Origin of the sequence: Paenibacillus dendrobii (assembly GCF_009807035.1) — a bacterium.
Classification (GTDB): Bacteria; Bacillota; Bacilli; order Paenibacillales; family Paenibacillaceae; genus Paenibacillus_AQ; species Paenibacillus_AQ dendrobii.
On record NZ_WUBI01000002.1, the window covers coordinates 540,470 to 566,056 of the forward strand.

Genomic DNA, 25,587 nt, shown 5'->3' on the forward strand with positions numbered 1-25,587 from the left:
ACCCGTAGTCCGCTACTCTGTTCATATATGATAAGTATATGTGCGGACTGGGCAAAATGCCCTTCTTTTTACCGATTCCGGTTAAAATCACGATGAAAGTACAATCTAAAAAAGCGACCCTTACGGATCGCTTTGCTTTCAAAGGATTAAGATTGCTCCAGTGTATCTGGGTTACAAAATCCTTAATATTCAATTTTGAGTTTGATTTACGACTTCACATGCTTTTGCATTTGCTGAATCGCTGATTTTTCCAAGCGGGATACCTGAGCCTGGGAAATGCCGATCTCGTCGGCAACCTCCATTTGGGTCTTCCCTTCAAAAAATCGCATGGAAAGAATCATTTTTTCCCGCTGACCTAGTCGTTGCATGGCCTCTCGGAGGGCAATTTCTTCAATCCAGAGTACGTCTTTGTTCTTGTCATCGCTAATCTGGTCCATGACATAAATGGGATCGCCGCCATCATGATAGATCGGTTCAAAGAGGGATACAGGATCCTGAATCGCATCCAGCGCGAATACCACATCTTCTTTGGGCACATTCAAAACTTCTGAAATTTCGAAAATTGTCGGTTCCCTGGAATTCTGGTTCGTCAAGGAATCTCGTACCTGCAAAGCCTTATAGGCTATATCGCGCAACGATCTCGAGACACGGATTGGATTGTTATCCCGCAGGTACCTGCGGATTTCTCCGATGATCATCGGAACCGCATAGGTCGAAAATTTCACGTTTTGCGACAAGTCAAAATTATCAATGGCCTTCATGAGTCCGATACAGCCTACCTGAAACAAATCGTCGACAAACTCTCCCCGATTGTTAAAGCGCTGGATCACGCTGAGCACTAGTCTCAGGTTGCCGTTAACCAGCTTTTCTCTGGCTGACCGTTCGTTGTTTTGCTGTAAGGCATGGAATAATTCCCGCATTTCCACATTGGTTAACACAGGCAATTTTGCGGTATCCACACCACAAATTTCGACTTTGTTTCGGGTCATGATGATATACCTCCCAAGGAGAAACATTAATGTACATTATCTCCCTGGGGGCTCATTTTATTCCTTCGAAAAAAATTGCTACACCATCTTGTTAAACTCCTTGCGGAGTCTCTTAATAATTCTTTTTTCAAGTCTCGAGATATAGGATTGAGAAATACCAAGCATGTCAGCGACGTCCTTTTGCGTTTTCTCCTCGCCGTCCTGAAGTCCAAAACGCAGTTCCATGATCGTGCGCTCCCGGTCCGTCAGCTTTTCCAAGGCTTTGTGAAGCAGTTTGCGGTCAACCTGCTCCTCGATGTTACGATAAATGGTATCGTTCTCAGTTCCAAGCACGTCGGAGAGAAGAAGCTCATTCCCGTCCCAGTCAATGTTCAGAGGTTCATCAAAAGAGACTTCGCTTCGGATTTTGCTGTTGCGACGTAAATACATCAGAATCTCATTTTCAATACAACGAGAGGCATAAGTGGCAAGTTTAATTTTTTTCTCAGGATCAAATGTATTCACCGCTTTAATCAAACCAATCGCTCCAATGGAAACGAGATCCTCGATATTGATGCCTGTGTTCTCGAACTTGCGGGCAATGTAGACGACCAGGCGCAGATTGCGTTCAATCAGCATGGATCTGATCGCCGCATCTCCCGTGGAGAGCCGCTGCAGCAAGTACTCCTCTTCCTCGCGCGTCAGCGGTGGAGGGAGCGCCTCGCTACCGCCGATATAGTAGATTTCTTCACTCTTCAACCCCAGCAGAAAAAGGAATCGGTAATATTGCAGCTGCGCTATCAATCGCCATTTAACTAGCATTTGTCGTCCTCCTAAAAGTTTCACGAAGTGAAACTGACTTCGTAAGCATAAGCATATTTTCCGAAGGGAAATTTGACTTCGTAAGCATTGACTTAGTTTCACGAAGTGAAACTGACTTCGTAAGCATTAGCTTCATAAGCATTTTTCTATTGTCGCTTCCACTCATCCCACTAGGAGCTAATCGTAGAGGAAGGGGCTACCGACGCTTTCACGCTTGTTGTAACGCTGCCCGGCTCCTGTACTAGGTCCGGATGTATAATGGCCTGGTAAGATCCGTCTCCACAAAGTTTCCCTCCGTCAAGCCCTATCAGAACTTTTACTGCACGGCTTGTCTGATCGCCAATACGGATTTCCACGGCATCAGGCTTTATCGCCAGCATAAATGCCGACCCCCGGTTGACTCCCCGGTAAGGAACAAGCCGCAGCCTGTCACGCCACTCAAAATCGGTTTCATCAAGCTCAAGCACCAGTTTGTCCGGTTCTCCCTCGGATAGCCGCTCCAGCCAGGTTGCAGGAAGCTTCTCCGTCCAGAGGGATGCCTCCATCACCATGACAGGCGTTCTTGTGAGCGGATCGGAGAGCTGATTCCCGGTATCCAAAAGACCTGTACAGCTAATGTGATATCCTGCAATTTCGACGTCCACCTCTCCCATATACTCTTGCCTACTCTCCAACTTGCGGCGCGTGGAATAAACAAATTTGAACCACAGCAATACAACAAAACACATAATAAAAGTAAACCAAAACCCGATTTTCAGCTCAAACGAGAGTCCTCCCGAAGCTGTATACCATATCCCGTTAAAAATCTCTCCCGTATTTTGAAGCAAATAATGAATTCCGATAATTCCCCCGGCAGCTGCGAAGTTGATCATATAAAAAGCCCCCATGTTCCGGATGTAATTCTGCAGACTTCCAAAACCAAAAGCAATCCAGAGCATCAGCAGGGATAACGCAAATTTAACGATAAAGGTATACATAAAAGAAAGCTCAGGCAGGAACATCATGACAACATATAACGCACCTACCGCAGCCGAGACCGTAATTCGCCACCATCTCAGCCTTTGCTTCCTTATCCAGGCCGTTAGCCACAGAAGCGCGCCGTCTATCAACAGATTGGTGATGAATATCAGATCAATATAAACAACCAGCTTCATCACCTGCCTGTCATGTCGTGGAATCTTTCGGAACGTTTGCTATACATAATAACTTGAGACATTTGCCTGATTACTTGGGAGATGTATTTAGTATAAAAAGATCATGATCCAAAGTCTGTCTAAAATTGGGGGAGATACTTCAACTTTTTTTGTCGAGTTCCGTAGGGTTTTAGAGGAGATTAAGTTAACGAAGAAAAGACCCGCTTATTCCGAAAGGAATGCGGGTCTTCTTCTGTATATTCGTGTTGTATTCAATACCTAGTCTTTGTTCTGACGCGAACGATTCCGCAGGAATGTCGGAATATCCAGTTGATCGCTGCTGGCTTGATTGCCGAACGGACGAAGGTTATTCGTATTGCTGCTGCGGTTGTCTGCCGGTTCTGCCGGAGCAGCACCCGGCTTGCGTGCAGCTGCGCTAGGAGCGCCGCGATGTTCAAATCCTGTAGCAATAACCGTTACTTTGATTTCATCCTTCATGCTTTCTTCGATGATCGCACCGAAGATCATGTTGACTTCCGGGTCGGATGCCTCTGTAATGATTTCTGCCGCCTCGTTGACTTCATAGAGGGACAAATTCGTTCCGCCTGTTATGTTCATGATTATGCCTCGTGCACCTTCAATGGAAGTCTCCAGCAGCGGGCTCATGATGGCTTTGCGTGCAGCTTCTGCCGCACGGTTCTCGCCTGTAGCCATACCGATCCCCATCAAGGCCGAACCACGTTCCGTCATAATGGTTTTTACGTCCGCAAAGTCAAGGTTGATGAGACCCGGCACCTTGATCAAGTCGGAAATGCCTTGCACGGCTTGACGAAGCACGTTGTCGACTTCGCGGAACGCTTCAAGCATCGGTGTTTTTTTGTCTACGATTTCTAATAGCCGGTCATTCGGAATAACAATAAGTGTATCGACTTTTTCTTTAAGACTTTCGATCCCCAGCTCGGCCTGAGTGGAACGCTTGCGTCCTTCAAAGGTAAACGGGCGAGTAACGACGCCCACGGTCAAAGCACCGCATTCTTTGGCGATTTCCGCGATTACCGCAGCGGCTCCCGTACCGGTTCCGCCGCCCATCCCTGCGGTAACAAACACCATATCAGCACCTTTGAGGGTATTCATGATCAGATCACGCGACTCTTCAGCCGCCTTTTTGCCCACTTCAGGGTTGGCTCCGGCACCGAGACCACGGGTCAATTTATCCCCAATTTGCAGTTTATGTTCCGATTTGGCCATATGCAAAGCTTGGGCGTCTGTATTCACGGTAATGAATTCCACACCTTGAACGCCATTTTCAATCATACGGTTGACAGCATTGCTTCCGCCGCCGCCTACACCTATTACTTTAATCTGCGCCAAGCTCTCCATTTCAAAATCAAATTCCAACATATTTTCCCATCTCCCCCTCATTGTGCATGGATGGCCCGTCCACTAATTCATATGGAACCTGCTTATATGAAATCACTGAATATATTTTTCAATCGATCAATAAAGCCCGGTTTCTGGGCAGCCTCCGGATTCGAAGCAGGACTCGCTTTAGGGCGGTTCACTGTTTTTTTGTTGCCCGCATTGCTCACGTTAGCGCTGCTGCCGCTGCGCACCCGGATACTGCGGATCACATTGTGCAAAATGCCCACACCGCTGGTATAACCAGGGTCTCTGACACCGATATAATCCGGTACGGCAATTCTGACGGATGCTGCGAGTTCACCCTGAGCAACCTGCAAAACTCCCGGCATGGATACAGTGCCACCAGTAAGTATATAACCCCCTGGAAGCTCAGCGTAACCAAGACGCTTCACTTCTTCGCGAATCAAATGGAAAATTTCCTGTACCCGTGGCTCTACAATGGCAGCCAAATCCTCCTGGGTAAATTCCTTTTCCACGTTACTGCCTATGCGGACAACCTTGAAAGTCACATCCGGAGCGGCATCTGCCATGAGGGCGCAGCCATACTTCAGTTTGACCTTCTCAGCCTGATCTGTAAGCGTCCGCAGTCCATATGCGATGTCATTGGTAACAAATTCACCGCCGATAGGCAGGGTTGAAGTCGAAACCATGGTTCCGCCTTCGAAGATTGCAATTGTCGTTGAGCCAGCACCAATATCAACGAGTACTGAGCCCATTGTTTTCTCGTCCTTAGACAAGGCAAGCTGCCCAGCCCCCAAGGACATGAGAACCAAATCTTTGATTTTAAGACCTGATTTCTCAACACAGCGCAAAAGATTATGTATAGCGGTCTTAGCGCCGGTAATGATGATGGCTTCCACTTCCAGACGGACGCCTATCATGCCGCGCGGATCTTGAATTCCCTCCAGCCCATCTACTACGTATTGTTTTGCAACTACATCAATGATTTCCCGGTCAGGCGGAAGCGCTACAACCTCTGCGGCCTTAAGCACACGTTCAATGTCTTCTTCACCAATTTCCCGATCCTCGTTCGATACTGCCACAACGCCGTGGCTGGATTGAAGTCCGATATGATTCCCCGAAATGCCGACATAAACCTCCGATATTTGAATACCGACCATACGTTCCGCATGATCAACGGCACTACGGATGGATTGTACAGTCTGGTCAATATCTACAATTGCACCTTTGCGAATTCCTTCCGAGTCGGCAGATCCAACTCCAATAATATTAAAGGTTCCATTATTCACTTCCCCAATAATAGCACGAACTTTGGATGTACCGATGTCCAAACTAACAATGATGTCATTGTTGCTCAACCGTGGCACCTCCTGTTTTATAAAATATCTTTCCACATGATAAAACACTCAATTCTACATATTCAACATAGAAGATTCTTTCCCTCTTTTTTCTACAAATTTTTCGACTGGCAACATTTAGTATTACAGGGTAAAAACCAGAAGAAAAAAGAGGGAGTTTCAAAATAGAATGAACTGCTGCTTTTCTCATTACGATACCGTTTATCGGCAAATCGACAAACAAATTTTAGTTCATTTTATATGGATAACCCATAAAATCAATTGTAGCATTTTTTAATTGCCGTGAGTAGTAGCATTTTGGTCCGCGTCTTCACCCCCAGAGGGCTGAAAAGGCGTATACGTATCGGCTTCGAGCATCGTGATCGTTCCCGGCTGGGCCGTCTCGATGACTTGATTCAAATACTCCACCTTGTCACTCAAAAGCGATATCGCGGTGATGACGATAAAACGGGATCTTGTGTACAGCTTGATCCGGTCTGGAAAGGAAGCCGTCGGCGATGGAATGATTTCCGAAATGTCTGATGTGAGCTCATTCGGAATGGTTCCAAGCACCTTGCATAGCTCCACTTTGTTCGGATCCGATGCGCTCCATTTTGTAAGGATCGGCTTCTCTACGGCAATGCCGCTGCTATTCACGGAAACCTTCGTTCCGTTCGCGAGAATGGCATCAAGACTGCCCTCTGCACCGAGCTCGTAAGCAACCGTAGGATACTCTTGAATCGTGACGTTGATCTTACCGGGAAAATGCTTGTCCACCACAGCTTTTTGTATTGATTTGATCTGTAACAGCTGATTTTCAACCTTAGACGGTGATACGCCAAAATACTGGGTCCCCGCCTTCAAACCGCTGGCCTGCAAAAGCTGCTCCCTTGAGGAAAATGTGCCTCCTGTAAACTGGATTTCCGTTACCTGGCTTACCGGAGAGCGAAAGAACAGGATGACCAGGATCGCAACAAACAACAGCAGTAGAATAGCAATGATTCTCCGGCTGGCTCTTCTCTTGGGCTTGTTCTCTTTTAAAACGGGAATTTGAGCTTTTGGCATAAGATTCTCTCCACAAAATACCTCTTATCCCCTCTTTGCAGAGGGGATAAGCCTGGCGTTAATTAGCTAAATCTAGTGATTTCGGCACCGGTGAAAACCGGTGAATCTCAGCTCCAAGCTTTTGAAAGAGCTGTTCAATATGTTCATATCCTCTGTCAATGTGATGCACTTGTTCTACGATGGTCTTTCCTTGGGCAGCCAGTCCGGCGATCACCAGGGCGGCACCTGCCCGAAGGTCGGTTGCTTCAACCGTAGCACCATATAAACGCTGTACTCCACGGATAAATGCGCAGTTCAAATCGATGGAGATATCCGCACCCATTCGGGTCAATTCATCCACATGCTTGAACCTGCCCTCGAAGACGGTCTCTTTCATGACACTGAAACCATCCGCCAATGATAGCAGCACCATGACCTGGGACTGCAAATCGGTTGGAAACGACGGGTAAGGCGATGTTACGATACGCTCGACGGCTTTGGGTCGGCTCATGCAGCTTACATTCATTATATCATTGCAGATGCTAATTTGAACACCGGCCCGCTTGAGGACGTGGATCAAGGATGATAAATGCGCCGGATTGCAGTGTGTCAGCGTGACATTGCCGCGGGTTGCCGCAGCCGCAATCATAACGGTACCTGCCACGATCCGGTCAGGAATTATGGTGTACGAACACGGTGAAAGCTGACTTACGCCCTGGATTGTAATAGTATCCGTTCCCGCGCCGATAATGCTTGCCCCCATGGCATTCAGGAAGTTCTGCAAATCCTGAATTTCCGGTTCCCTGGCCGCGTTGGTTAAAGTGGTTGTACCTTCTGCCGTGGCTGCCGCCATCATGATATTCTCGGTAGCTCCTACGCTCGGAAAATCAAGATGGATGTCGGCTCCCTTCAGTTTGTCTGCCCTGCAAATAATTTGCTGATCCAGCTCTTCAATTTCAGCGCCCAGCGCCTTAAGTCCCCGAAGATGAAGGTCGATTTTACGTTCGCCGATAGCACAGCCTCCAGGCTGATAAACAGCAACCTCTCCGAACCTCGCAAGCAGAGGCCCCATCAAAAAAATAGAGGAGCGCATTTGCTTCATTAAGTCTTCCGGTACATGAAACGAATTGGCGGACGACGTATCCACAACAACCGTCTCCTGATCATGCAAAGCCTGGCAGCCGATCCGATCCAGGATGTCCAGCATCACTTCAATATCCAGAAGACGGGGGACATTGCTCAGCTGAACTTTGCCTGCGGCCAGCAAGCTCGCTGCCAGAATAGGCAATGCTGCATTTTTTGCTCCATGGATACGTATGGTTCCTGATAGGGATTTGCCACCCTCAATCACCAATTTGTCCAATGTATCACCTCCGAGTTTACCCCTCATCCTCCGCATTCCCACACAGACACAAGCCGTAATGCCCGTTTAGTGCTTCAAGTTGCTTAATACGGAAATGCATTGGAATGAGAACGTCCTCTGCTGTCGTTTGACCGGTGTGAATCCAGTACAATGTCAGCGGACTTATTATTGCGTGACACATCAGACCAGGGGCTTCGGCAATCATGGATACAGTTTTTCGCGGCAAGCGGCCCGGTCAAAAACGACCGTATTCATCCTTTAACCGTAAGAGCGTCCGCTAAAGCAGCTCCCCTCGCCAAATGAGGTTCAAGCTGTAACTTAATGTCTTCATCCAAAGGGCCGTCATTCCATGGTGATTGTCACGATTATAGAGTATCTTATGTCATGCATACCCGGTGTGTGACAATCGCCCAGCCCTTTCAACGGACCTTCGTCAGACGGCGCATTTCATCAACAATCAGATTGGCGGAATCGGGTTTGCCCAGACTGCGGGATTGCTCGGACATTCCCTGCTGCACACGGAGATCCCCCATGATGTCTTCAATAGACTGATAGAGACGTTTTCCTGTCAAATCCTTTTCCAGAATGACTTTGGCAGCTCCTGCCTTCTCCAGCTGTCTCGCATTGGCCTCCTGATGGTTATTGGTTACGTTCGGAGACGGAATGAGAATGGAAGGAATACCCAGTGATGTGATTTCAGCCAGGAAGGATGCTCCCGCCCGGTTCACGATTAAGGATGTCGCCGCCAGCACTTCCGGCATGTTATGAATATACGGAAGCACATGCAAATGATTAGGCATACTGCCCAATTTGCTGCGGATTTCCTCCCGCGTCTTCTCAAAATAATTTTCGCCCGTTACATATACAAAATGAATATGCTTCATCTGCTCGAGCTGCGGGGCCATTGCAATCATGGCATCATTGATGGCCTTTGCCCCGCGGCTTCCGCCGACTACGAGCACGACCGAGCTGTTCATGGGTATGCCGAGTGTCGCGAAGCCGCGTTCCCGGTTGGCCGATTGCACGGTTGTTGCGCGCGGATTCCCCGTGTATATGACCCTTTTGGCTTTGGGAAACGAGCCCTCCGAGCCTTCAAAGCTCACGGCCACGGTGCTGACATATCGACTGAGAAACTTATTGGTCAGACCCGGAATGGCATTCTGCTCATGGATAATGCACGGAATGCCCAGCTTGGCAGCTGCATATACGACAGGACCGCAAACGTAACCGCCCGTACCGATGACGACATCCGGTTTGAACTCGGCGAGCATACGTTTGGACGTCTTAACGCCCTTTAGAAAACGAATGACCGTCTTAATATTGTCTGTAGACAACTTGCGGCGAAAGCCCGTAATGTCAATCGATTGAAAAGGAATTTGTTCCTGGGGCACCAACTTGCTCTCCAAACCTCTTGTACCGCCAATATATAAAAAAGTAGAATCTGAATCTTCTGCTTCACACTGCCTCGCAACAGCGACGGCCGGGTAAATATGTCCCCCGGTACCCCCGCCTGTTAGAACGACGCGCATGCCGATCACCTCGCATAACGTGATAAATTAAGTAAAATGCCCAGAGCCGTCAACATCAGCGTAAGTGACGAACCGCCATAACTGATCAGCGGCAATGTAATGCCCGTCACCGGCATAAGTCCGATTACAACACCGATGTTAATAACAACCTGAACGGCCACCATGCCGACGATGCCTACCGCCAGCAAGCTGCCGAAACGGTCAGGAATCGTCATGGCTACGCGCATGCCCCGCCACACCAGAATCAGAAATAGCAGCAGCACGATTAGCCCGCCGATGAAACCAAGCTCTTCGGCCAGAATCGAAAATATAAAGTCCGTTTGCGGCTCCGGAACGTAGCTGTACTTTTGACGGCTCATGCCAAGTCCCAAACCGCCCAGCCCTCCCGGGCCGATGGCATATAGAGATTGTATAATTTGATAGCCTGCCCCGAGCGGATCAGACCATGGATCAAGAAAAGCGGTAATTCTTTTAAGGCGGTATGGTGCTGCAATAATGAGTCCGACAAACCCGGCGGCTCCGGCTAGTCCGAGTAAACCCAGATGTCTCAGGCGTGCTCCTGCTGTGAAAATAATCATCATGGCTGCTCCCATCATTACGGTACCCGTTCCCAGGTCCGGTTGGAGCATGATCAACCCGAAAGCCAGTCCCATCAGACCAAGAGGAGGTAGTAGTCCTTTTCCGAAAGAAGTGATATCCCATTCTTCGCTGCTGAGCCATTTGGAGAGGAACAGGATCATACCGAGCTTCATAAACTCGGAGGGCTGAATACCGAAGGAACTGATGCCGAGCCAACTTCGCGCGCCGCCGCGTACAACCCCGACTCCCGGAATCAATACGATGACAAGCAGCACGAAACAGACGATCAAGCCAAGTTTTGCATATTTTTTCCACACGCGAAAATCAATGTTTGCCGTGAAGAACATAGCTACGAGCCCTAATACGGCAAAGAGCAGCTGGCGTTTAACGAAATAAAAAGAGTCACCATAATCGTGAAAGGCCAGTACAGAGCCTGCGCTGTATACCATCACCATGCCGATCGTGAGCAAGCCCAAGATGCAGAGGAAGAGCCACAGATCCGGCGCCGGGCGTGTCTTGTTCATGAAGAGGCCACCTTTTGCAAAAAAGTAGGGGCTTATCCACCCCCCTACTTAAAGATTATGCACCGCCTCTTTAAAAATGCGTCCACGCTCCTCATATGAGGTAAACATGTCCCAGCTCGCACAGGCCGGAGAAAGAAGCACGATATCTCCCGGCCCAGCTGCGGCCGCGGCCTGTTTAACGGCTGCGCGGAGCGTGTCGGCGGCGTCCTCTTCATTATCGACGACGACAATATGCTTTAATCCCGCCAGTTCCGAGACCTTGGCAATTTTTTGCGCGGTCTGACCCAACGCCACAACAGCCTTGACGCGTTCGGACAGCACCGGGAGCAGTTCCATATAATCCGAACCGCGGTCAAGCCCCCCGGCAATCAATACGATCGGCTGATGGAAGGAAGTCAATGCCATGGTGGTTGCTTTGGAATTGGTAGCTTTGGAATTGTTGTAATAAGCGACGCCGTGAAGATCCATCACGTATTCCAAACGATGTTCCACGCCGCGGAAGGAGGACAATGGGCCGCTCAAACGAACAGCAGGCGCGCCGGCAGCAATCGAAATAGCGCAGGCGGCAGCCGCATTTGCGATGTTAAAGCGACCTGGAATACCGACTTCCCTCACAGGGATGATATCCGTAACCCGGCCTTGCTCGTCACGATACACGATTTTTCGAGGAAGGTTATCCTCTGTATCCGCAACATAAGGGGGGCTGACATAAACGCCTTCCGCCAATTCTTCGTTTGTCGAAAAAGGCAACAGCTTGGCCTTGATATAAGGAACCAGCTCGCGGCAGGTCGAATCATCCCAATTGAGGACTGCGGTATCTCCTTCTCCCATGTTCGCAAACATTTTGGCTTTGGAAGAAACGTAATCTTCCATGCCTCCATGATAATCCAGATGCGTTTCCGCCACGTTCAGCAAACAACCGATACGGGGTCTGAATTCCTCGGTCCCTTTCAGCTGAAAGCTGCTCAGCTCCGTGACCATCCAATTGCTGGCATCGGCATTCTGGGCAGCTTCGCAAAGCGGAGTCCCGATATTTCCGGCCACGATGGGACGCATCCCGGCTTCCTCCAGCATTTGGCCTACCCATGTCGTCGTTGTCGTCTTGCCATTGGAGCCCGTAATCCCAATAATGGGGGCACTGCAGATATGATAGGCAACCTCAACCTCGGTTACGACTTCAATGCCAAGTTCCAGCGCTTTTTGTATAGGCTGAACCTTATACGGAATACCCGGATTTTTGACAAGCAGAGAAATACCGGGATGAACCAGATTCTCCGGATGACCGCCACAAATGACGGTGATGCCCAGCGACTCCAGTTCCCCGGCTTCGGGGCATTGATCTCTGTCTTTCTGATCGTTTACCGTTACAACTGCACCGTAGCTATGCATAACTTTGGCTACTTGTACACCGCTTTTGGCCAAACCCAGCACGATAACTTCCTGACCCCTGTAAGACTCTGGATGCTTCATCTTCTACAACCCCTTGTTCAAGTAAAGTCCAATGCCTGCAAGAATAATGCCCACAGCCCAGAATGTGATGACAACACGCCATTCCGACCAGCCGGACAATTCAAAGTGATGGTGAATCGGACTCATTTTAAATATCCGCTTGCCTCTGGTTTTGAAAGACGCCACCTGAAGCACAACGGACAGCATTTCGATGACAAACACGCCGCCGATAATGATGAAGAGCAGTTCGCTTTTGGTTACAATCGCGATAGCGCCGATAGCGCCGCCAATGCCCAGAGACCCCGTATCGCCCATGAATACCTTGGCCGGGTGTGCATTAAACACAAGAAAACCAAGCACCGCTCCGATCATGGCAGCAGCACACACGGCTGCGGATAACGACGTAGCCTGCATCGCAACGAGAGCAAAAGCCGCAAACGCAATAGCGCTGACACCCGACAGCAGTCCGTCAAGACCATCGGTAAAATTAACCGCATTACTGATCGCCAGCATCATGATGACGATAAACGGATAGTAGAACCAGCCTCCCCAATCAAAAGACCACGAGGTTCCCGGAACGTGAATCGCTGTGCTGTGTCCGTTTTGGATCAGCAAAATACACATGATGGCTGAAAAAAGCAGCTGTCCAAATAGCTTCTGGCGGGCTGTTAGCCCAAGCGAGCGTTTAAATACGATTTTGATATAATCATCGAGAAACCCGATGAGACCGAAGCCCAGTGTCGCTACAAGCAAAACATAAAAATCCGTATTAATGACTGAAAACTTTAAGAACGACAATGTAAACGCCAAAATGATAACTACGCCGCCCATCGTTGGCGTGCCGGCTTTTTTCAGATGGCTTTGCGGGCCGTCGTCGCGGACCTGCTGTCCAAATTTCATGCGCCTCAATAGAGGAATCAGAAGCGGAGCAGCAATAACAGCCAGAATAAAAGAAACACCTATCGTTAGTAGAAGCAGTTGATAATCCATGGATTCACCCCCCTCGTATGTTTAGTTGTGTAAGTCTTCCTTGACAAGAGCATCCACTAATTCTTCCATTTTCATACCACGCGAAGCTTTAATCAGTACAATATCCTTCGGATGCACCTGACCGGTGAGGTGGGAAGCGAGTTCCCCTTTATCGGAAAAATGATACACAGGGAGCTCCGGACGCTCCAGCTGAGCGGCTTTTGCCGTCTCTGCGGAGAGCGAGCCGTAGGTATAGAGCATATCCACTTTGCCACTCGCAGCATATTCTCCAACTTCCGCATGAAACTCGAGCTCATTGGGCCCAAGCTCCAGCATGTCCCCGAGCACGGCAATTTTGTGACGGTAGCCCTTTAGGCTGTCCAAGGCGTCAATCGCTGCTTTCATGGACAGCGGACTTGCGTTGTATGCATCGTTAAGGACGGTAAGCCCGCTCGGAGCTACTATTTGTTCAATACGCATGCCGGTTAATTGCAGACCGGATATCCCCTCACGAATCTTGCCGCCACTCACGCCGAAATAATCCGCCACGGCCAGTGCAGCCAAGCAGTTAATGACATTATGCTGGCCAAGGAGCGGCAGTTCGAGCCCTTCCTCAGCATGGAGATGAGAAGTAAAAATAATCCCTTTGCCGTGGAACATCATACCTGTCGGGTAATCATCGTTTTTATCCTGATCCATGCCGAAGGTAAAGGTCTTAAGCCCTTCAGGCTTCACCGTCTCCGTTTCGCTGAGCACCAGCGGAAGCAGCGGCTCATCACCGTGGTAAATCAGAAGTCCGCCCGGTTTCATTCCACTGATGATCTCCAGCTTCGCACGGGCGATTTCATGTCTGGAACCAAGCTGCAGCAGATGGGCTTCGCCAATGTTCGTGATAACGGCCACTTCCGGATTGGCGATGGCCGATAGACTCTCGATCTCATGGCGTCCACTCATGCCCATCTCCAGCACGGCGATTTCCGTATCAGCCGGCATCTCCAGAATCGTAAGCGGAAGACCGATATGATTATTAAAATTTCCTCCGGTTTTATGTACCTTGAAGGAAGTCTCCAGAAGCGCATAGATCATATCCTTGGTTGTGGTCTTGCCGTTGCTGCCTGTGATGCCGACTACGCGGCAGCCAACATCGGCCAGATATGCCTTGGACAATGTCTGAAGCGCGGCAAGCGTATCTTCCACGACAATGACAGGCCCTTCCGGTGGAATACCACGATCTCGCTGCCATAGTACCCCGCTCGCACCGCCATCAAGCGCTGCAGCAGCAAAGGCATGGCCGTCGAATTTCTCTCCGACAAGCGGTACAAATAATCTGCCGCCGACCAGCTTACGTGAATCCGTAAAGACACCTTTTACCTGTATATCACAATCATGGTCATGCGTTAGGGTTCCCCCGCACATGACCGCAACTTCGCCCAGCTTTTTCGTAATCACTTGTTCATACCCCTTATCGCTTCTTTGGCAACTACCCGGTCATCAAAATCATGTTTTGTATGGCCGAGGATTTGATAGGTCTCATGACCTTTCCCCGCAATCAATACTACATCGTCTGGGCTTGCCATTTCAATAGCCTTTTGTATAGCCTCGCGCCGGTCCACGATGAGTTGATACTTTTCCTGCGGTACCGAATCTTCAAGAAGTCCCGCTTCAATATCTTTCAGGATGAGATCGGGATTTTCGGTGCGTGGATTATCGGAGGTGACCATGACCACATCACTATATTTCGCTGCAAGCTTGCCCATGATTGGACGTTTCGTACGGTCACGATCTCCGCCGCAGCCGAATACGGTGATAACGCGGCCCTTAGCGAACTCCTTCACGGTCTTAAGTACGTTCTCAAGGCCGTCCGGCGTATGGGCATAATCCACAATAACTGCAAACGGCTGGCCTTCGTTCACGGATTCAACGCGTCCGTCCACTCCAGGAACTGACTCCAGGCTCTTCTTGATGCTCTCCAGCTCCAGACCTTCCAGCAGTCCTGCCGTAATTGCCGCGAGCGCATTATACACGTTGAATTTACCGACCATACTCAACTGGATATCGGTGCTGCCCAGGAAGGTGTCCACATGGAAATGCGTACCTTGGGCGGTAATGGATATTTCCGATGCGCGAACATCCGCATTATGAGCCAAACCGTATGTAATCACCTCGGCTGCGGTCATCTTGGCGAAATATTCGGTTGCCTCATCATCCGCATTAAGCACGGCATATTTCCGCTGATTTCTCTGGTGAGCGAACTTGTTTCCCAAGCGAGAAAAGAAAAGTCCCTTCGCCGCTTTGTAATCTTCCATGGTCTTGTGGTAATCCAGATGATCCTGGGTCAGGTTCGTAAAAATCGCCGTGCGGAAATCCGTTCCCTTGACACGACCTTGCTCCAGAGCATGGGATGAAACCTCCATCACGCAGCATTGCACGCCATTTGCGGACATATCATCCAGAGAACGCTGCAGTTCCAAGGCTTCCGGCGTCGTTCCGGACATCGGGAAAGTACGTCCTCCATAGCGCATTTGGATCGTGCCAATCAAGCCCGTGTTCACTCCATGATCATTCATCATTTTTTCAATTAAATATGTCGTGGTCGTTTTTCCGTTGGTTCCGGTCACCCCGATCATTTTCATGTGTGTGCTAGGGGATCCAAAAAACGCATCTGCCATGACTGCCATCGCATAACGGCTGTCTTTGACAATCACTTGCGGCAGATCAATATTAAGCTGACGCTCGACAACGAGCGCAGCAGCACCTTGATCTGCTGCCTGAGCGGCGTAATCATGGCCGTCCACGGTATGCCCCGGCAAGCAGATAAAGAGGTCACCCGGAGCAACCTTTCGCGAGTCGGTCTGAAGACCGGTAATGGTGATATCCCCGCTCCCTGTGATTTGTGCAATGGTTAGTGTTGAAGCCAGTTCGTTCAATTTCATAACATAATCCCTCGCTCTAATTCTATTATCATACGCCGCTGCCATGATGAAGTCGTCAATCAGGGGCTTTAGTTTGCTCTTTCAATTCGGGATCCACCCCCATATAGATCCGGATGGTTGAGCCGCGTTCAACACGGCTTCCCGGCTTCGGAGCCTGGCTGACCACCGTATTGCCGGTGCCTGACTTTGCCAGCATGAAGTTCATATTCAAATCTTCGTACAAATCCTGCACGGTTGCCCCGACCAGATCAGGAACGGTGACAATCGGCGTGTCTCCATACTTATACACCTTCGGCAACTGATCCTTGCGCTGCGGCACATTCAGCACCTGAAGGGAATCCTTCAAAATATTCTGTACGATTGGCGCGGCAACCACGCCACCGAACTGAATGCCTGCCGGATTATCCACCGCCGTGTAAACCACGATTTGCGGATCGTCGGCTGGTGCAAAAGCAATGAAGGAAACGATGTGCTCGGTTGCCGAATACCTGCCGTTTACAACGATCTGCGCGGTACCCGTTTTTCCTCCGACCCGGTAGCCGTCAATAAAAGCAGGACGGCCCGTTCCATTGGCAACAACGCTTTCCAATGCTTCGCGCACCTGTTTTGATGTTTCTTCAGATATGACCTGTCTGACAAGCTGCGGTTTGGTTTCACTAACCGTCTCTCCTGTTTCCGGATTGACCCAGGCCTTCGCCACATATGGCTTATAGAGCTTCCCGCCGTTGATGGCCGCCGATACGGCTGCCACCTGCTGTATCGGCGTTACCGAAACCCCCTGTCCGAAAGCAGTGGTTGCCAGTTCCACGGGACCGACTTGGGAAGGCTTGAACAGAATGCCATTCTCCTCCCCGTTCAGGTCAATTCCGGTCTTCGAACCGAAACCAAAGTTGCGGATATACTGAAACAGCGAATCCTTGCCTAGCCGGTTGCCAAGCGTTACGAACCCCGGATTGCAGGAATTTTCCACAACCTGCAAAAAGGTTTCGCTGCCATGCCCGCCCCGCTTCCAGCATTTCAGCGTGGCTCCGCCAATTTTAATGTACCCCGGATCAAAAAACTGCTCGTGCTTGAGATCCACTTTCTTTTCCTGAAGTGCCGCAGCCAGCGTAATAATCTTAAAGGTAGATCCCGGTTCGTAAGTCATCCAGATCGGAAGGTTACGGTTGTAAACTTCCGATGCGTATTCTTTATAATTCGCCGGTTCATACCCCGGTCTGCTGGCCATCGCATATATTTCGCCGGTCTTGGGATTCATGGCGATTGACCAGGCACCTCTGGCCTGATACTGGACCATCGCTTGATCAAGCTCGCGTTCCATTATCGATTGAATCGACTTATCGATGGTAAGCTGCAGATTCAGTCCATCCTTGGGAGCATCGTATTTCTCGGATGAACCCGGCATAAGGCGGCCGCCTGCATCCGATAAATAAGAGATGTTGCCATTGATGCCTTCAAGCTTGCTGTCATATTTGCGCTCGACTCCCGTCAATCCCTGGTTGTCGATGCCGGTAAAGCCTAGAATATGGCTGGCAAGATCCCCATAAGGATAATACCTCTTATTGTCCTCCGCAACAACGATACCCGGCAGATTTAAATCACGAATTTTCTGAGCAAGCTCCATCGTAATTTTGCGTCCACCGGGCTGAAGTTTCACGCTTGATTGCCTTTTTGTAATCGTGCTTTTGATTTTCTCCTCGGTCATCCCGAGCAGAGGTGCCAGCAGCTTCGCCGTCTTATCTGGATCCTTCACCTGCACAGGGACCGCCATAATCGTCGGGGAACTGATATTGTATGCCAGAGCCGTACCGTTCCTATCCTGGATTTCTCCTCGTTTGGCTGTCGAGGGAATTTCTCTGCGCCAATTTTCCTCCGCTTTGGCCGATAGCTCCGCCCCCGTGCCAAGCTGGACGTACGCGAGCCTTACTATTATAGCAACAAACAGCAAGCAAAGAACCATCAAACTGGCCAGGAGTCTGCGTCTGCGCGTTACGTTCGAAACTTTCACTCTTATTCCTCCCTGTTTATCCTAAGAATCATGACCGTTATTCCTATCATGATATTCGGGACAAACAGGGGCTAGAACAAGCTGTTTACTGGTCGTTTTTCTCTCCGTTGGTTTTGCCTGAGGAAGATTGGTTAGTTCCGCCGGATTGGCCGTTGTTACCTTCGCCTCCGTTACTGCCAGTGCTTCCATCGCCGCCGTCATTGTTACTGCCGGGATCATTTGCAGGCCTCAAGGTCAGTTCAACGGTTCGTTTACCGGCCTGATTGGTGACCTTCTGGCTCGCGACGAATCCTTCACCGCTGACATTTACTGACACTTTCATCAGGGTCAGTACATCCAGTGCATCTCGCAGGGACTCACCTGTGAGATCAGGCACCCCCATCGCTTTGTCCGTTTCGGTCAGCAGGTAAATCCGTTGCCCCGGGCTTAGCGGTGTTCCGACTGCCGGGAATTGCTTGATGACTGTCGTTCCTTTACCCAGCGTATCGAACACAATACCGGATTTCAGAAGCTGTTTCTCGGCATCCTTCACACTTTTATTGATCATATCCGGTGCGGGCGGACGGTTCTGGGCTTGTATGGCATTGTTTTTGTCGTCCTTCCCCTTATCCTTTTCCTCTTTGGTCGCCGTTCTTGGAACGCCCATATACTGAAGTGACTGCTCCACAATTTTTTTGAAGACCGGAGCCGCAACGGAGCCGCCGCCAACCGTCGGATCATTCGGCTGGTCCATAATGACGATGACAGAAATTTTCGGATCGTTAACCGGAGCAAATCCTATAAAGGAGACGACAGATTTCGAATAATCCGGCTTTTTATCAGGACCGTATTTCACGGCGGTTCCCGTCTTACCTGCTACTCTGTATCCGTCGATATAGGCATTGCGTCCTGTACCGATTACCTGGTCCGCAACGACCTGTTCCAGGTAACCGCTGGTTTCACTTGCGGTTTCAGGAGAGATCGCCTGACGCTTCGTTTTGGGTGGATACGATTGAATATCACCATTGTTCGGATCAATTTTCTCCTTGATGATATGAGGCTCCAAAACTTTTCCGCCGTTCGCGACGGCGCTGATGGCAACGAGCTGCTGAATCGGGGTAACGGATATCCCATGGCCGTAGGAGGCGGTAGCCACTTCGACGGGACCAGGCAGATTGATTCCCTTGGAGATTTCACCCGGAAGCTCAATTCCCGTCTTTTCACCAAATCCAAAATCCTTAATATATTTCAGCAAGCGCTCTTTGCCCAGCATTTCCGAACCCAGTTTAACGAAAGCTACGTTACTGGAACGTTTTACACCTTCAAGAAAAGTAATCGAACCCCAGCCCGCGCGTTTAATATCACGAAGATACTGATGAGTTCCTTTTACCAGGATTTGTCCGGACATGTATTTATCATTCGGATTAAACAACTTTTCCTGAATGCTTCCGGCGAGCGTCACGATCTTAAACGTGGATCCCGGTTCATAAGTCGCTTTGACAGCATAATTAAAAAAGTCTTGTTGATCTTTCGTGTTCCAGTACGTGTTCGGATCAAATGTAGGTAAATTGGCCATGCCCAGTATTTCCATCGTTTTCGGATCGGCAGCAATAACTGTCATACTGATCGGCTTGTATTTATCATACGCTTCTTTCATCGCGTCTTCGATATAATACTGGATCGTATCGTCGATCGTCAGCTTGTAATTCATACCATTGACAGCCGGCTGATAAAGCTCAGTCCCGTTTGGCAGCTTATATCCATTGGCATCCGTCTCGTAGTTCAAATGTCCGTCTGTTCCTTCCAGGAATTTATTCAGATAAGCTTCAAGGCCCGCTACTGCATCACCTTCACGGTCCGTATAACCGATCACATGGGCAGCCAGCGATCCCTGCGGATAGTAACGTTTTGATTCCTTCAGCGTATCAAGACCCGTTTCCTGGACCTTTTTCTTATTCTTGAACTGCTCCTTGAGCTGATCGTTCAGCTTGTCGATCTTTGCCTTTTTGGCTTCATCGATTTTCCAGCCTTCGTTGCGGACCTCACGGCTTTTGGCATACTCACCTGTTTTTGCGTCTTTAGCATTGACGAGCTTACGCAATTCCTCTACATCCTTGCCTAAGATTTGGTGAAGACCTTGAACGACCATTTCTTCCGTTTCGTTGGCATGGATGACCTTCGGGCTGATGACTACCGTATAAGCAGGCGCATTAATCGCCAAAGGATCCCCGTTCCGATCCGAAATGGTTCCCCGTTCGGCGGGAATGACCGATTCCTTGGCCCATTTTGCCGTGCCCTTTTCATGCCATGAGTTCCCCTGGACAATCTGAAGAGCAAACATTCTGATGAGCAAAACAACAAAAAGGAGGGTGATAAATCCTCCTAGTAGCAATGTGCGAAGTTTTATTCTTTTTATCATCCTTCAACCCTCACAAGCCCTATTTTTTTGCCGTCTCCGATTCGGCGGTATTCTTCTCTGTATTTGCGGATATCTTTGAGCGTTCCACGTTGATGATCTGTTGATCTGTCGGTTCTTGGTACCCAAGCTGTATTGCCTTATCACGGACACCATTCATAAGCTGTTGTTTTTCAAGTGTCAACCGGCTAATTTCCGATTTGGAAGTTTTGATCAGTCTCTCCGTCTTTTGCGTTTCCTTGTTCAGTCCGTAAATGTTTGCATTCTGCCAGATGATCAGGCTCGCCACCATGACACATACCACAATAGTAAGCAGATACAGAAGCTTCTCTTTGATCGGAAGATATGTACGGCGGGTAACCACCATCGTCTTCTCCCGGTAACCGGGATATGTGCGCTTTGCAGACTGTGATTGTTCCTTAACTGCCAAGTTACCACGGGTGTAGGCCATGTCTTCTTCCCCTTCATCATAGTCTTACACTTTTGCAAGCATAGAGTGATTTGTTATGTTAAAAAATTTATATTTTCTCCGCGACTCTCAGTTTCGCTGAACGTGCACGCGGATTTTGTGCCAGTTCTTCTTCACCAGCCATAATCGGTTTCCGGTTCACCAGCTTTAAATCGCCTTTCCCGCCGCATACACACATCGGAAAGTCCGGCGGACAAGTGCATTTCCCTACGTAGCTGTTGAAAATCTGCTTGCAGATCCGGTCTTCGAGAGAATGGAAGGTTATAACTGATACTCTCCCCCCCGGAGCCAGACAGCGAACAGCCTGATGAAGCGCTTCTTCGAAAGCACCCAGCTCATCATTCACCGCTATGCGCAAAGCCTGGAAGCTTCTTTTCGCCGGATGTCCCCCGGTTCTGCGCGCGGCCGCCGGTATACCTTCCTTAATAATATCGACAAGCTTTCCCGTGGTTTGAATAGGACTCTGCTCCCGGTGTTCAATAATGAACTTCGCAATACGCCGGGAAAACTTTTCTTCCCCATATTGAAAAAGAACACGTGCAATTTCTTTCTCCGGCCATTCGTTTACGATATGCCAAGCCGTCAGATCGGAGGATTGGTCCATACGCATATCCAGCGGTGCATCATGGTTGTAGCTGAATCCCCGTTCTCCTTCATCAAACTGTGGTGACGAAACACCAAGATCGAACAGAATACCATCCACCTGTGGGATGCCGTCTTTCATCGGAACAGCCAATTCTTTTAATGTTTCTTCCAATTCTCGAAAGTTCGTTTTGACCAAAGAAATCTTGTCCTCAAATGGAGCAAGTCTTTCCTTCGCATTATTCAGCGCCCAGTCATCCTGGTCCAGCGCGATTAGTCTGCCATATTCTCCAAGCTTGGACGCAATCAGTGAACTATGTCCTGCCCCGCCAAGTGTACAGTCGACATAAATGCCGTCTCGTTTGATGTGCAGCCCTTCTGTCGCTTCTTCTTTAAGCACTGTGATGTGATGAAACAAGCTGCAGCCCTCCAGACTTATTACAATTCAAAATTAAAATCGACCAGCTTTTCAGCAATTTCGTTAAATGCTCCTTCAGATTCCTGAAAATAGGTCTCCCAGGTATCCTTGCTCCAAATCTCCACGCGATTGGATACTCCAAGAACAACACATTCCTTGTCGAGCTTCGCGTATTGACGCAGATTCCCCGGTAAATTTACCCTTCCCTGTTTGTCCCACTCGCATTCCGTCGCTCCTGAGAAAAAGAAACGAGTAAATGCACGGGCATCCGATTTCATGAGCGGTAACGATTTCAGCTTCTGCTCAAGGATGCTCCATTCATTCAATGGATAAACAAAGAGACACTGGTCTAAGCCGCGGGTGATCACAAAGGACGAGCCCAGAAGCTCACGGAATTTAGCAGGAATGATTAAGCGGCCTTTATCATCAATGCTGTGCTGAAACTCACCCATAAACATTTGGCCACTCAACTCCTTAACCCTAAATCCCCACTTTGCACCACTTTCCACCACTTAAGGATACTAGATTCGCCACTCAAAATCAAAATCCTTCCTGCTAACTGTGTTTTTTTGGATATTAAATACAGGCACCTAAACCTAAGACAGCACGAAACCCCTTGATCCATATGGATTCAAGGGGTTTTTCGGAAAGTAAATAGATTCAATAAATTACCTTCTATTCATGTCCTGTCCAGCTGTCCAAATAAGTGATCTGCTCCTGGCTTAGTTCATCAATCTGAATGCCAAGGCTTTCCAACTTATAACGTGCAACCTGCTGATCAATTTCCAGCGGAACATTCAATACCTTGCTGCCAATCGTTTCATAGTTGTCATTCACATATTTCAGTGACATGGCCTGAAGCGCAAACGTCATATCCATAATTTCAGCGGGGTGTCCGTCTCCTGCACCAAGATTGACCAGGCGCCCTTCCGCGAGAATATATACCTTGCGGCCATCTTGAAGTTGATACTCTTCAATATTGCGGCGAACCGTACGGATGGAAGAGGCGCGGCTGGACAGCTCAATTTTGTTGATCTCCACATCAAAATGACCCGCGTTGCACAGAATAGCTCCGTCCTTCATCACATCGAAATGTTCGCCTGTAATTACGTCCCGGTTTCCTGTCACAGTCACGAAGAAATCGCCGTGTTTTGCTGCTTCGGTCATCGGCATCACTTCAAAGCCATCCATATGCGCTTCGACAGCCCGAATTGGATCGACTTCGGTCACGATCACTTTGGCGCCGAGGCCTTTGGCACGCATCGCAACCCCTTTGCCACACCAGCCATAACCGACGACAACCGCAGTCTTGCCTGCAACAACCAGGTTGGTGGTACGGTTCACGGCATCCCAAACCGACTGCCCTGTCCCATAACGATTATCAAAAAGATATTTACAATACGCGTCATTTACTGCCACCATCGGCAGCTTGAGGAGACCTTCTTTTTCCAGTGCTTTCAGGCGAATAATTCCCGTCGTTGTTTCTTCCGCTCCGCCGCGAATGGTCGCAAGCAGATCCGGACGCTCTGAATGGAGGATGGTTACGAGGTCTCCCCCGTCATCGATAATCAGATCAGGCTTTGTTTCTAAAGCACGGATCAGGAAATCTTTGTACTCGACTGGATCCGGGTTGTACTTTGCCAGGACAGTTACGCCATCTTCTACGAGTGCCGCACATACATCATCCTGCGTGGATAGGGGATTACTGCCCGTAATGGTTACTTCGGCTCCGCCAGCCTGAACGACTTTAGCCAAGTAAGCTGTTTTGGCTTCTAGATGCAGCGATATGGTGACCTTGAGGCCTTTGAACGGCTGTTCCGCTTCAAATTGCTTGCGGATTTGATTCAAAACCGGCATATGGGCCTCTACCCAATCGATTTTCAAATGTCCCTCCTGGGCAAGTGCCATATCTTTTACAATGCTGTTTTCCAAAGCCAATGTACTCATAAAAAGCCTCCTTTTTTTCATTTTATTACATTTCAATGATCTGATGTTCAGGCGTATAGCTTTTACAGCTTTCCAGGATATCATGGATCCAGCTGAAGCCATAACGATTTATATAGTAGAAAATATTATAAACTCTTTCTTGCGGTTTGCCCATAGGGAATAACGATACATAGATTTGCTCCCATTGACGAAGCGCCGCCTCATGTTGTTTTTCCAACGCTTGCTTCGTTTTGCGTTCAAGGTAAGAAATCTGCTCCAGAATCTTATCCTTGTTTTTCTCCCCGAGAGGGATCAGACCGGGCTGAATCGTTCCGAGTTCACGGATTAGAGGCTCATACAGTTTTTCAAAAGCACTGCGTGTCTCTTCGAATTTCGGGTCGACATGAAGCCCGGTTTCAGCGTTCAACCAATTCCGGCGCGCATCGTCAAAGCGATGCTGCACATCTTGGAATGACAATCCAAAATGCTCCATGTATTTCCGCAGCGTGCCGTTAACCAGTGTAAAGGACATTCTTGGCAGTAGAATTGGCATTTTCAGCCCCAAAGCGGGAAATGCATCCTTGGTAATCGCCCAGTAGGATATCTCCCCTTGCCCGAGAACCGTGCCAAGTACTGGCAAGAGAGATTCCTGCATCAACGGACGTGTCAGGACATTATTACTGAACTTCTCGGGATGATCTCGCAGTTCGGTCAGAAGTTCATCCTTGGTAAAGTTTACAACGCCTTTACGGTCCACGAAGTTTCCCTGCTGCTTCTGGAGCAATAAACGGTTCCCTTCATAAATATAGAAGAGGTTTGCGCCGTCCTCAGCTACGTCGGCCTGCAGTTGATATCCCTGCCCCGTTATGCGCGATGCAGATGCTTGATAGGTTTGACCTAGCTCATCATTTTGCTGGATGATACGTTCGAATATAGGGACTTCAAGTTGGCGCAGGTCAGGATCCGCCGAATCCAAAAGGATAAGTCCCAGTTCGCCGAACAGGATGCCCAGCAGCTTGGCAAACGCGTCACTCAAGTTGCCCGATTCTTCGGCAGCCTGATTCAGCAACTGCATGATCTCAGGCTTGTTCACACTGTCAGGCAGAAGCGCAGCCAGATGGCCCAGCGCCTGCTTCCATTGTTCAGGCGATACCCGAATATGACTAACGGAACTTTTCGGCCCCGGGACCGCATCCATTTTTATTCGGGCGACCTGCAGTTCCGGTGTCATGACATAGGTATGGTTAACCTCGTCCCAGTCATGATCCTCGCCTGCGATCCAGAATACCGGAACAACGGGCCGCTGCAGCTTTTCCTGCGCTTCCCTGGCGGCCAGTATGATGGTTAAAGCCTTATAGACGACAAGCAGCGAACCGGTAAACAGTCCGCTTTGCTGTCCGCCAACGACGGCAAGCGTACTTGTCTGCGCAAGTAAATCAAGCGAGTTATGTACCTCTTTATGGTCGTTGTGCTTGCTATTATATTGTCTTAGACAATCTACCAGGGCTTTTCTATCCACACGCGTTCCTTCGGAATCACTTAACCATGCTGCACGGTTGCTCCATGACTCTTCCCGGCGAAAATCATCACCATACAGGTCCTGTACCTGCGAAAAGCGGTTTATATAATCATCTGCAAGAGCGGAGCCGCTCTTCAGCGAATCAGAAACAACATTCATGAAGTATGCCTCCTATTCTGTACCTGTTCAAATCTCATGCGTTCACTTGGAAATCTTTCTTGATTGTAACCAAAGTTG

At 49.1% G+C, this 25,587-nt stretch carries 20 protein-coding genes; all 20 read right to left on the reverse strand.

Annotated features, from left to right (window positions below; all coding sequences use genetic code 11):
- Window positions 1–206: 206 nt before the first annotated feature.
- Window positions 207–989 carry an RNA polymerase sporulation sigma factor SigG gene (gene sigG / locus GRF59_RS16535; RefSeq protein ID WP_127601665.1) on the reverse strand — a complete coding sequence of 261 codons (783 nt, stop codon included), beginning with the start codon at window positions 987–989 and terminating at the stop codon, window positions 207–209.
- A gap of 78 nt (window positions 990–1,067) precedes the next feature.
- Window positions 1,068–1,790, reverse strand: a complete 723-nt coding sequence (gene sigE / locus GRF59_RS16540; protein WP_127601666.1) for an RNA polymerase sporulation sigma factor SigE — start codon at window positions 1,788–1,790, stop codon at window positions 1,068–1,070.
- 170 nt (window positions 1,791–1,960) lie between these two features.
- Window positions 1,961–2,938: a sigma-E processing peptidase SpoIIGA gene (gene spoIIGA, locus GRF59_RS16545; protein WP_160499125.1), complete on the reverse strand. Its 978-nt coding sequence runs from the start codon at window positions 2,936–2,938 to the stop codon at window positions 1,961–1,963.
- A 264-nt stretch (window positions 2,939–3,202) separates the two neighbouring features.
- On the reverse strand, window positions 3,203–4,324 hold the full coding sequence (ftsZ, locus tag GRF59_RS16550; RefSeq protein ID WP_160498798.1) for a cell division protein FtsZ: 1,122 nt from the start codon (window positions 4,322–4,324) through the stop codon (window positions 3,203–3,205).
- Window positions 4,325–4,386: 62 nt separating this feature from the next.
- Entirely contained in the window at window positions 4,387–5,664 is a 1,278-nt protein-coding gene (gene ftsA, locus GRF59_RS16555) for a cell division protein FtsA (RefSeq protein ID WP_160498799.1), read from the reverse strand.
- Window positions 5,665–5,937: 273 nt separating this feature from the next.
- Entirely contained in the window at window positions 5,938–6,708 is a 771-nt protein-coding gene (locus tag GRF59_RS16560) for a cell division protein FtsQ/DivIB (RefSeq protein ID WP_160498800.1), read from the reverse strand.
- A gap of 58 nt (window positions 6,709–6,766) precedes the next feature.
- Window positions 6,767–8,077, reverse strand: coding sequence for a UDP-N-acetylglucosamine 1-carboxyvinyltransferase (gene murA / locus GRF59_RS16565; protein ID WP_202128708.1), 1,311 nt, complete (start codon window positions 8,075–8,077; stop codon window positions 6,767–6,769).
- 392 nt (window positions 8,078–8,469) lie between these two features.
- Window positions 8,470–9,579, reverse strand: a complete 1,110-nt coding sequence (murG, locus tag GRF59_RS16570; protein WP_160498802.1) for an undecaprenyldiphospho-muramoylpentapeptide beta-N-acetylglucosaminyltransferase — start codon at window positions 9,577–9,579, stop codon at window positions 8,470–8,472.
- Window positions 9,580–9,584: 5 nt separating this feature from the next.
- Window positions 9,585–10,682: a stage V sporulation protein E gene (gene spoVE / locus GRF59_RS16575; protein WP_160498803.1), complete on the reverse strand. Its 1,098-nt coding sequence runs from the start codon at window positions 10,680–10,682 to the stop codon at window positions 9,585–9,587.
- 48 nt (window positions 10,683–10,730) lie between these two features.
- Window positions 10,731–12,152, reverse strand: coding sequence for a UDP-N-acetylmuramoyl-L-alanine--D-glutamate ligase (gene murD, locus GRF59_RS16580; protein ID WP_160498804.1), 1,422 nt, complete (start codon window positions 12,150–12,152; stop codon window positions 10,731–10,733).
- 3 nt (window positions 12,153–12,155) lie between these two features.
- The gene (gene mraY / locus GRF59_RS16585; RefSeq protein ID WP_160498805.1) at window positions 12,156–13,121 is read right to left on the reverse strand and encodes a phospho-N-acetylmuramoyl-pentapeptide-transferase; all 966 of its coding nucleotides are present in this window, start codon (window positions 13,119–13,121) and stop codon (window positions 12,156–12,158) included.
- A 21-nt stretch (window positions 13,122–13,142) separates the two neighbouring features.
- A complete protein-coding gene (locus GRF59_RS16590) occupies window positions 13,143–14,546 on the reverse strand; it encodes a UDP-N-acetylmuramoyl-tripeptide--D-alanyl-D-alanine ligase (protein ID WP_341480106.1) in 1,404 nt (467 codons plus the stop codon).
- On the reverse strand, window positions 14,546–16,033 hold the full coding sequence (locus GRF59_RS16595; RefSeq protein ID WP_160498807.1) for a UDP-N-acetylmuramoyl-L-alanyl-D-glutamate--2,6-diaminopimelate ligase: 1,488 nt from the start codon (window positions 16,031–16,033) through the stop codon (window positions 14,546–14,548). Before GRF59_RS16595 ends, GRF59_RS16590 begins: the two co-directional genes overlap by 1 nt.
- Before the next feature lie 55 nt (window positions 16,034–16,088).
- Window positions 16,089–18,041, reverse strand: a complete 1,953-nt coding sequence (locus tag GRF59_RS16600; protein ID WP_160498808.1) for a stage V sporulation protein D — start codon at window positions 18,039–18,041, stop codon at window positions 16,089–16,091.
- An 85-nt stretch (window positions 18,042–18,126) separates the two neighbouring features.
- Window positions 18,127–20,439: a penicillin-binding transpeptidase domain-containing protein gene (locus tag GRF59_RS16605; protein ID WP_160498809.1), complete on the reverse strand. Its 2,313-nt coding sequence runs from the start codon at window positions 20,437–20,439 to the stop codon at window positions 18,127–18,129.
- A 19-nt stretch (window positions 20,440–20,458) separates the two neighbouring features.
- Window positions 20,459–20,887 carry an FtsB/FtsL family cell division protein gene (locus GRF59_RS16610; protein ID WP_202128709.1) on the reverse strand — a complete coding sequence of 143 codons (429 nt, stop codon included), beginning with the start codon at window positions 20,885–20,887 and terminating at the stop codon, window positions 20,459–20,461.
- 67 nt (window positions 20,888–20,954) lie between these two features.
- Entirely contained in the window at window positions 20,955–21,905 is a 951-nt protein-coding gene (gene rsmH, locus GRF59_RS16615; protein ID WP_160498810.1) for a 16S rRNA (cytosine(1402)-N(4))-methyltransferase RsmH, read from the reverse strand.
- Window positions 21,906–21,925: 20 nt separating this feature from the next.
- Window positions 21,926–22,363 carry a division/cell wall cluster transcriptional repressor MraZ gene (mraZ, locus tag GRF59_RS16620; protein WP_160498811.1) on the reverse strand — a complete coding sequence of 146 codons (438 nt, stop codon included), beginning with the start codon at window positions 22,361–22,363 and terminating at the stop codon, window positions 21,926–21,928.
- 217 nt (window positions 22,364–22,580) lie between these two features.
- Window positions 22,581–23,852 (reverse strand): adenosylhomocysteinase, encoded by a 1,272-nt coding sequence (locus tag GRF59_RS16625; protein WP_160498812.1) that lies wholly within the window; start codon window positions 23,850–23,852, stop codon window positions 22,581–22,583.
- Window positions 23,853–23,877: 25 nt separating this feature from the next.
- Window positions 23,878–25,509 (reverse strand): bacillithiol biosynthesis cysteine-adding enzyme BshC, encoded by a 1,632-nt coding sequence (gene bshC, locus GRF59_RS16630; RefSeq protein WP_160498813.1) that lies wholly within the window; start codon window positions 25,507–25,509, stop codon window positions 23,878–23,880.
- Between the last annotated feature and the right edge of the window lie 78 nt (window positions 25,510–25,587).

Excerpts from the sequence above, each read along its gene's own strand:
- sigG (WP_127601665.1), bottom strand. The coding sequence starts at position 989 with ATGACCCGAAACAAAGTCGAAATTTGTGGTGTGGATACCGCAAAATTG.
- sigE (WP_127601666.1), bottom strand. The coding sequence starts at position 1,790 with ATGCTAGTTAAATGGCGATTGATAGCGCAGCTGCAATATTACCGATTC.
- ftsZ (WP_160498798.1), bottom strand. The coding sequence starts at position 4,324 with ATGTTGGAATTTGATTTTGAAATGGAGAGCTTGGCGCAGATTAAAGTA.
- GRF59_RS16560 (WP_160498800.1), bottom strand. The coding sequence starts at position 6,708 with ATGCCAAAAGCTCAAATTCCCGTTTTAAAAGAGAACAAGCCCAAGAGA.
- murA (WP_202128708.1), bottom strand. The coding sequence starts at position 8,077 with ATGAGGGGTAAACTCGGAGGTGATACATTGGACAAATTGGTGATTGAG.
- murG (WP_160498802.1), bottom strand. The coding sequence starts at position 9,579 with ATGCGCGTCGTTCTAACAGGCGGGGGTACCGGGGGACATATTTACCCG.
- spoVE (WP_160498803.1), bottom strand. The coding sequence starts at position 10,682 with ATGAACAAGACACGCCCGGCGCCGGATCTGTGGCTCTTCCTCTGCATC.
- murD (WP_160498804.1), bottom strand. The coding sequence starts at position 12,152 with ATGAAGCATCCAGAGTCTTACAGGGGTCAGGAAGTTATCGTGCTGGGT.
- mraY (WP_160498805.1), bottom strand. The coding sequence starts at position 13,121 with ATGGATTATCAACTGCTTCTACTAACGATAGGTGTTTCTTTTATTCTG.
- GRF59_RS16595 (WP_160498807.1), bottom strand. The coding sequence starts at position 16,033 with ATGAAATTGAACGAACTGGCTTCAACACTAACCATTGCACAAATCACA.
- GRF59_RS16605 (WP_160498809.1), bottom strand. The coding sequence starts at position 20,439 with ATGATAAAAAGAATAAAACTTCGCACATTGCTACTAGGAGGATTTATC.
- GRF59_RS16610 (WP_202128709.1), bottom strand. The coding sequence starts at position 20,887 with ATGGCCTACACCCGTGGTAACTTGGCAGTTAAGGAACAATCACAGTCT.
- mraZ (WP_160498811.1), bottom strand. The coding sequence starts at position 22,363 with ATGTTTATGGGTGAGTTTCAGCACAGCATTGATGATAAAGGCCGCTTA.
- GRF59_RS16625 (WP_160498812.1), bottom strand. The coding sequence starts at position 23,852 with ATGAGTACATTGGCTTTGGAAAACAGCATTGTAAAAGATATGGCACTT.
- bshC (WP_160498813.1), bottom strand. The coding sequence starts at position 25,509 with ATGAATGTTGTTTCTGATTCGCTGAAGAGCGGCTCCGCTCTTGCAGAT.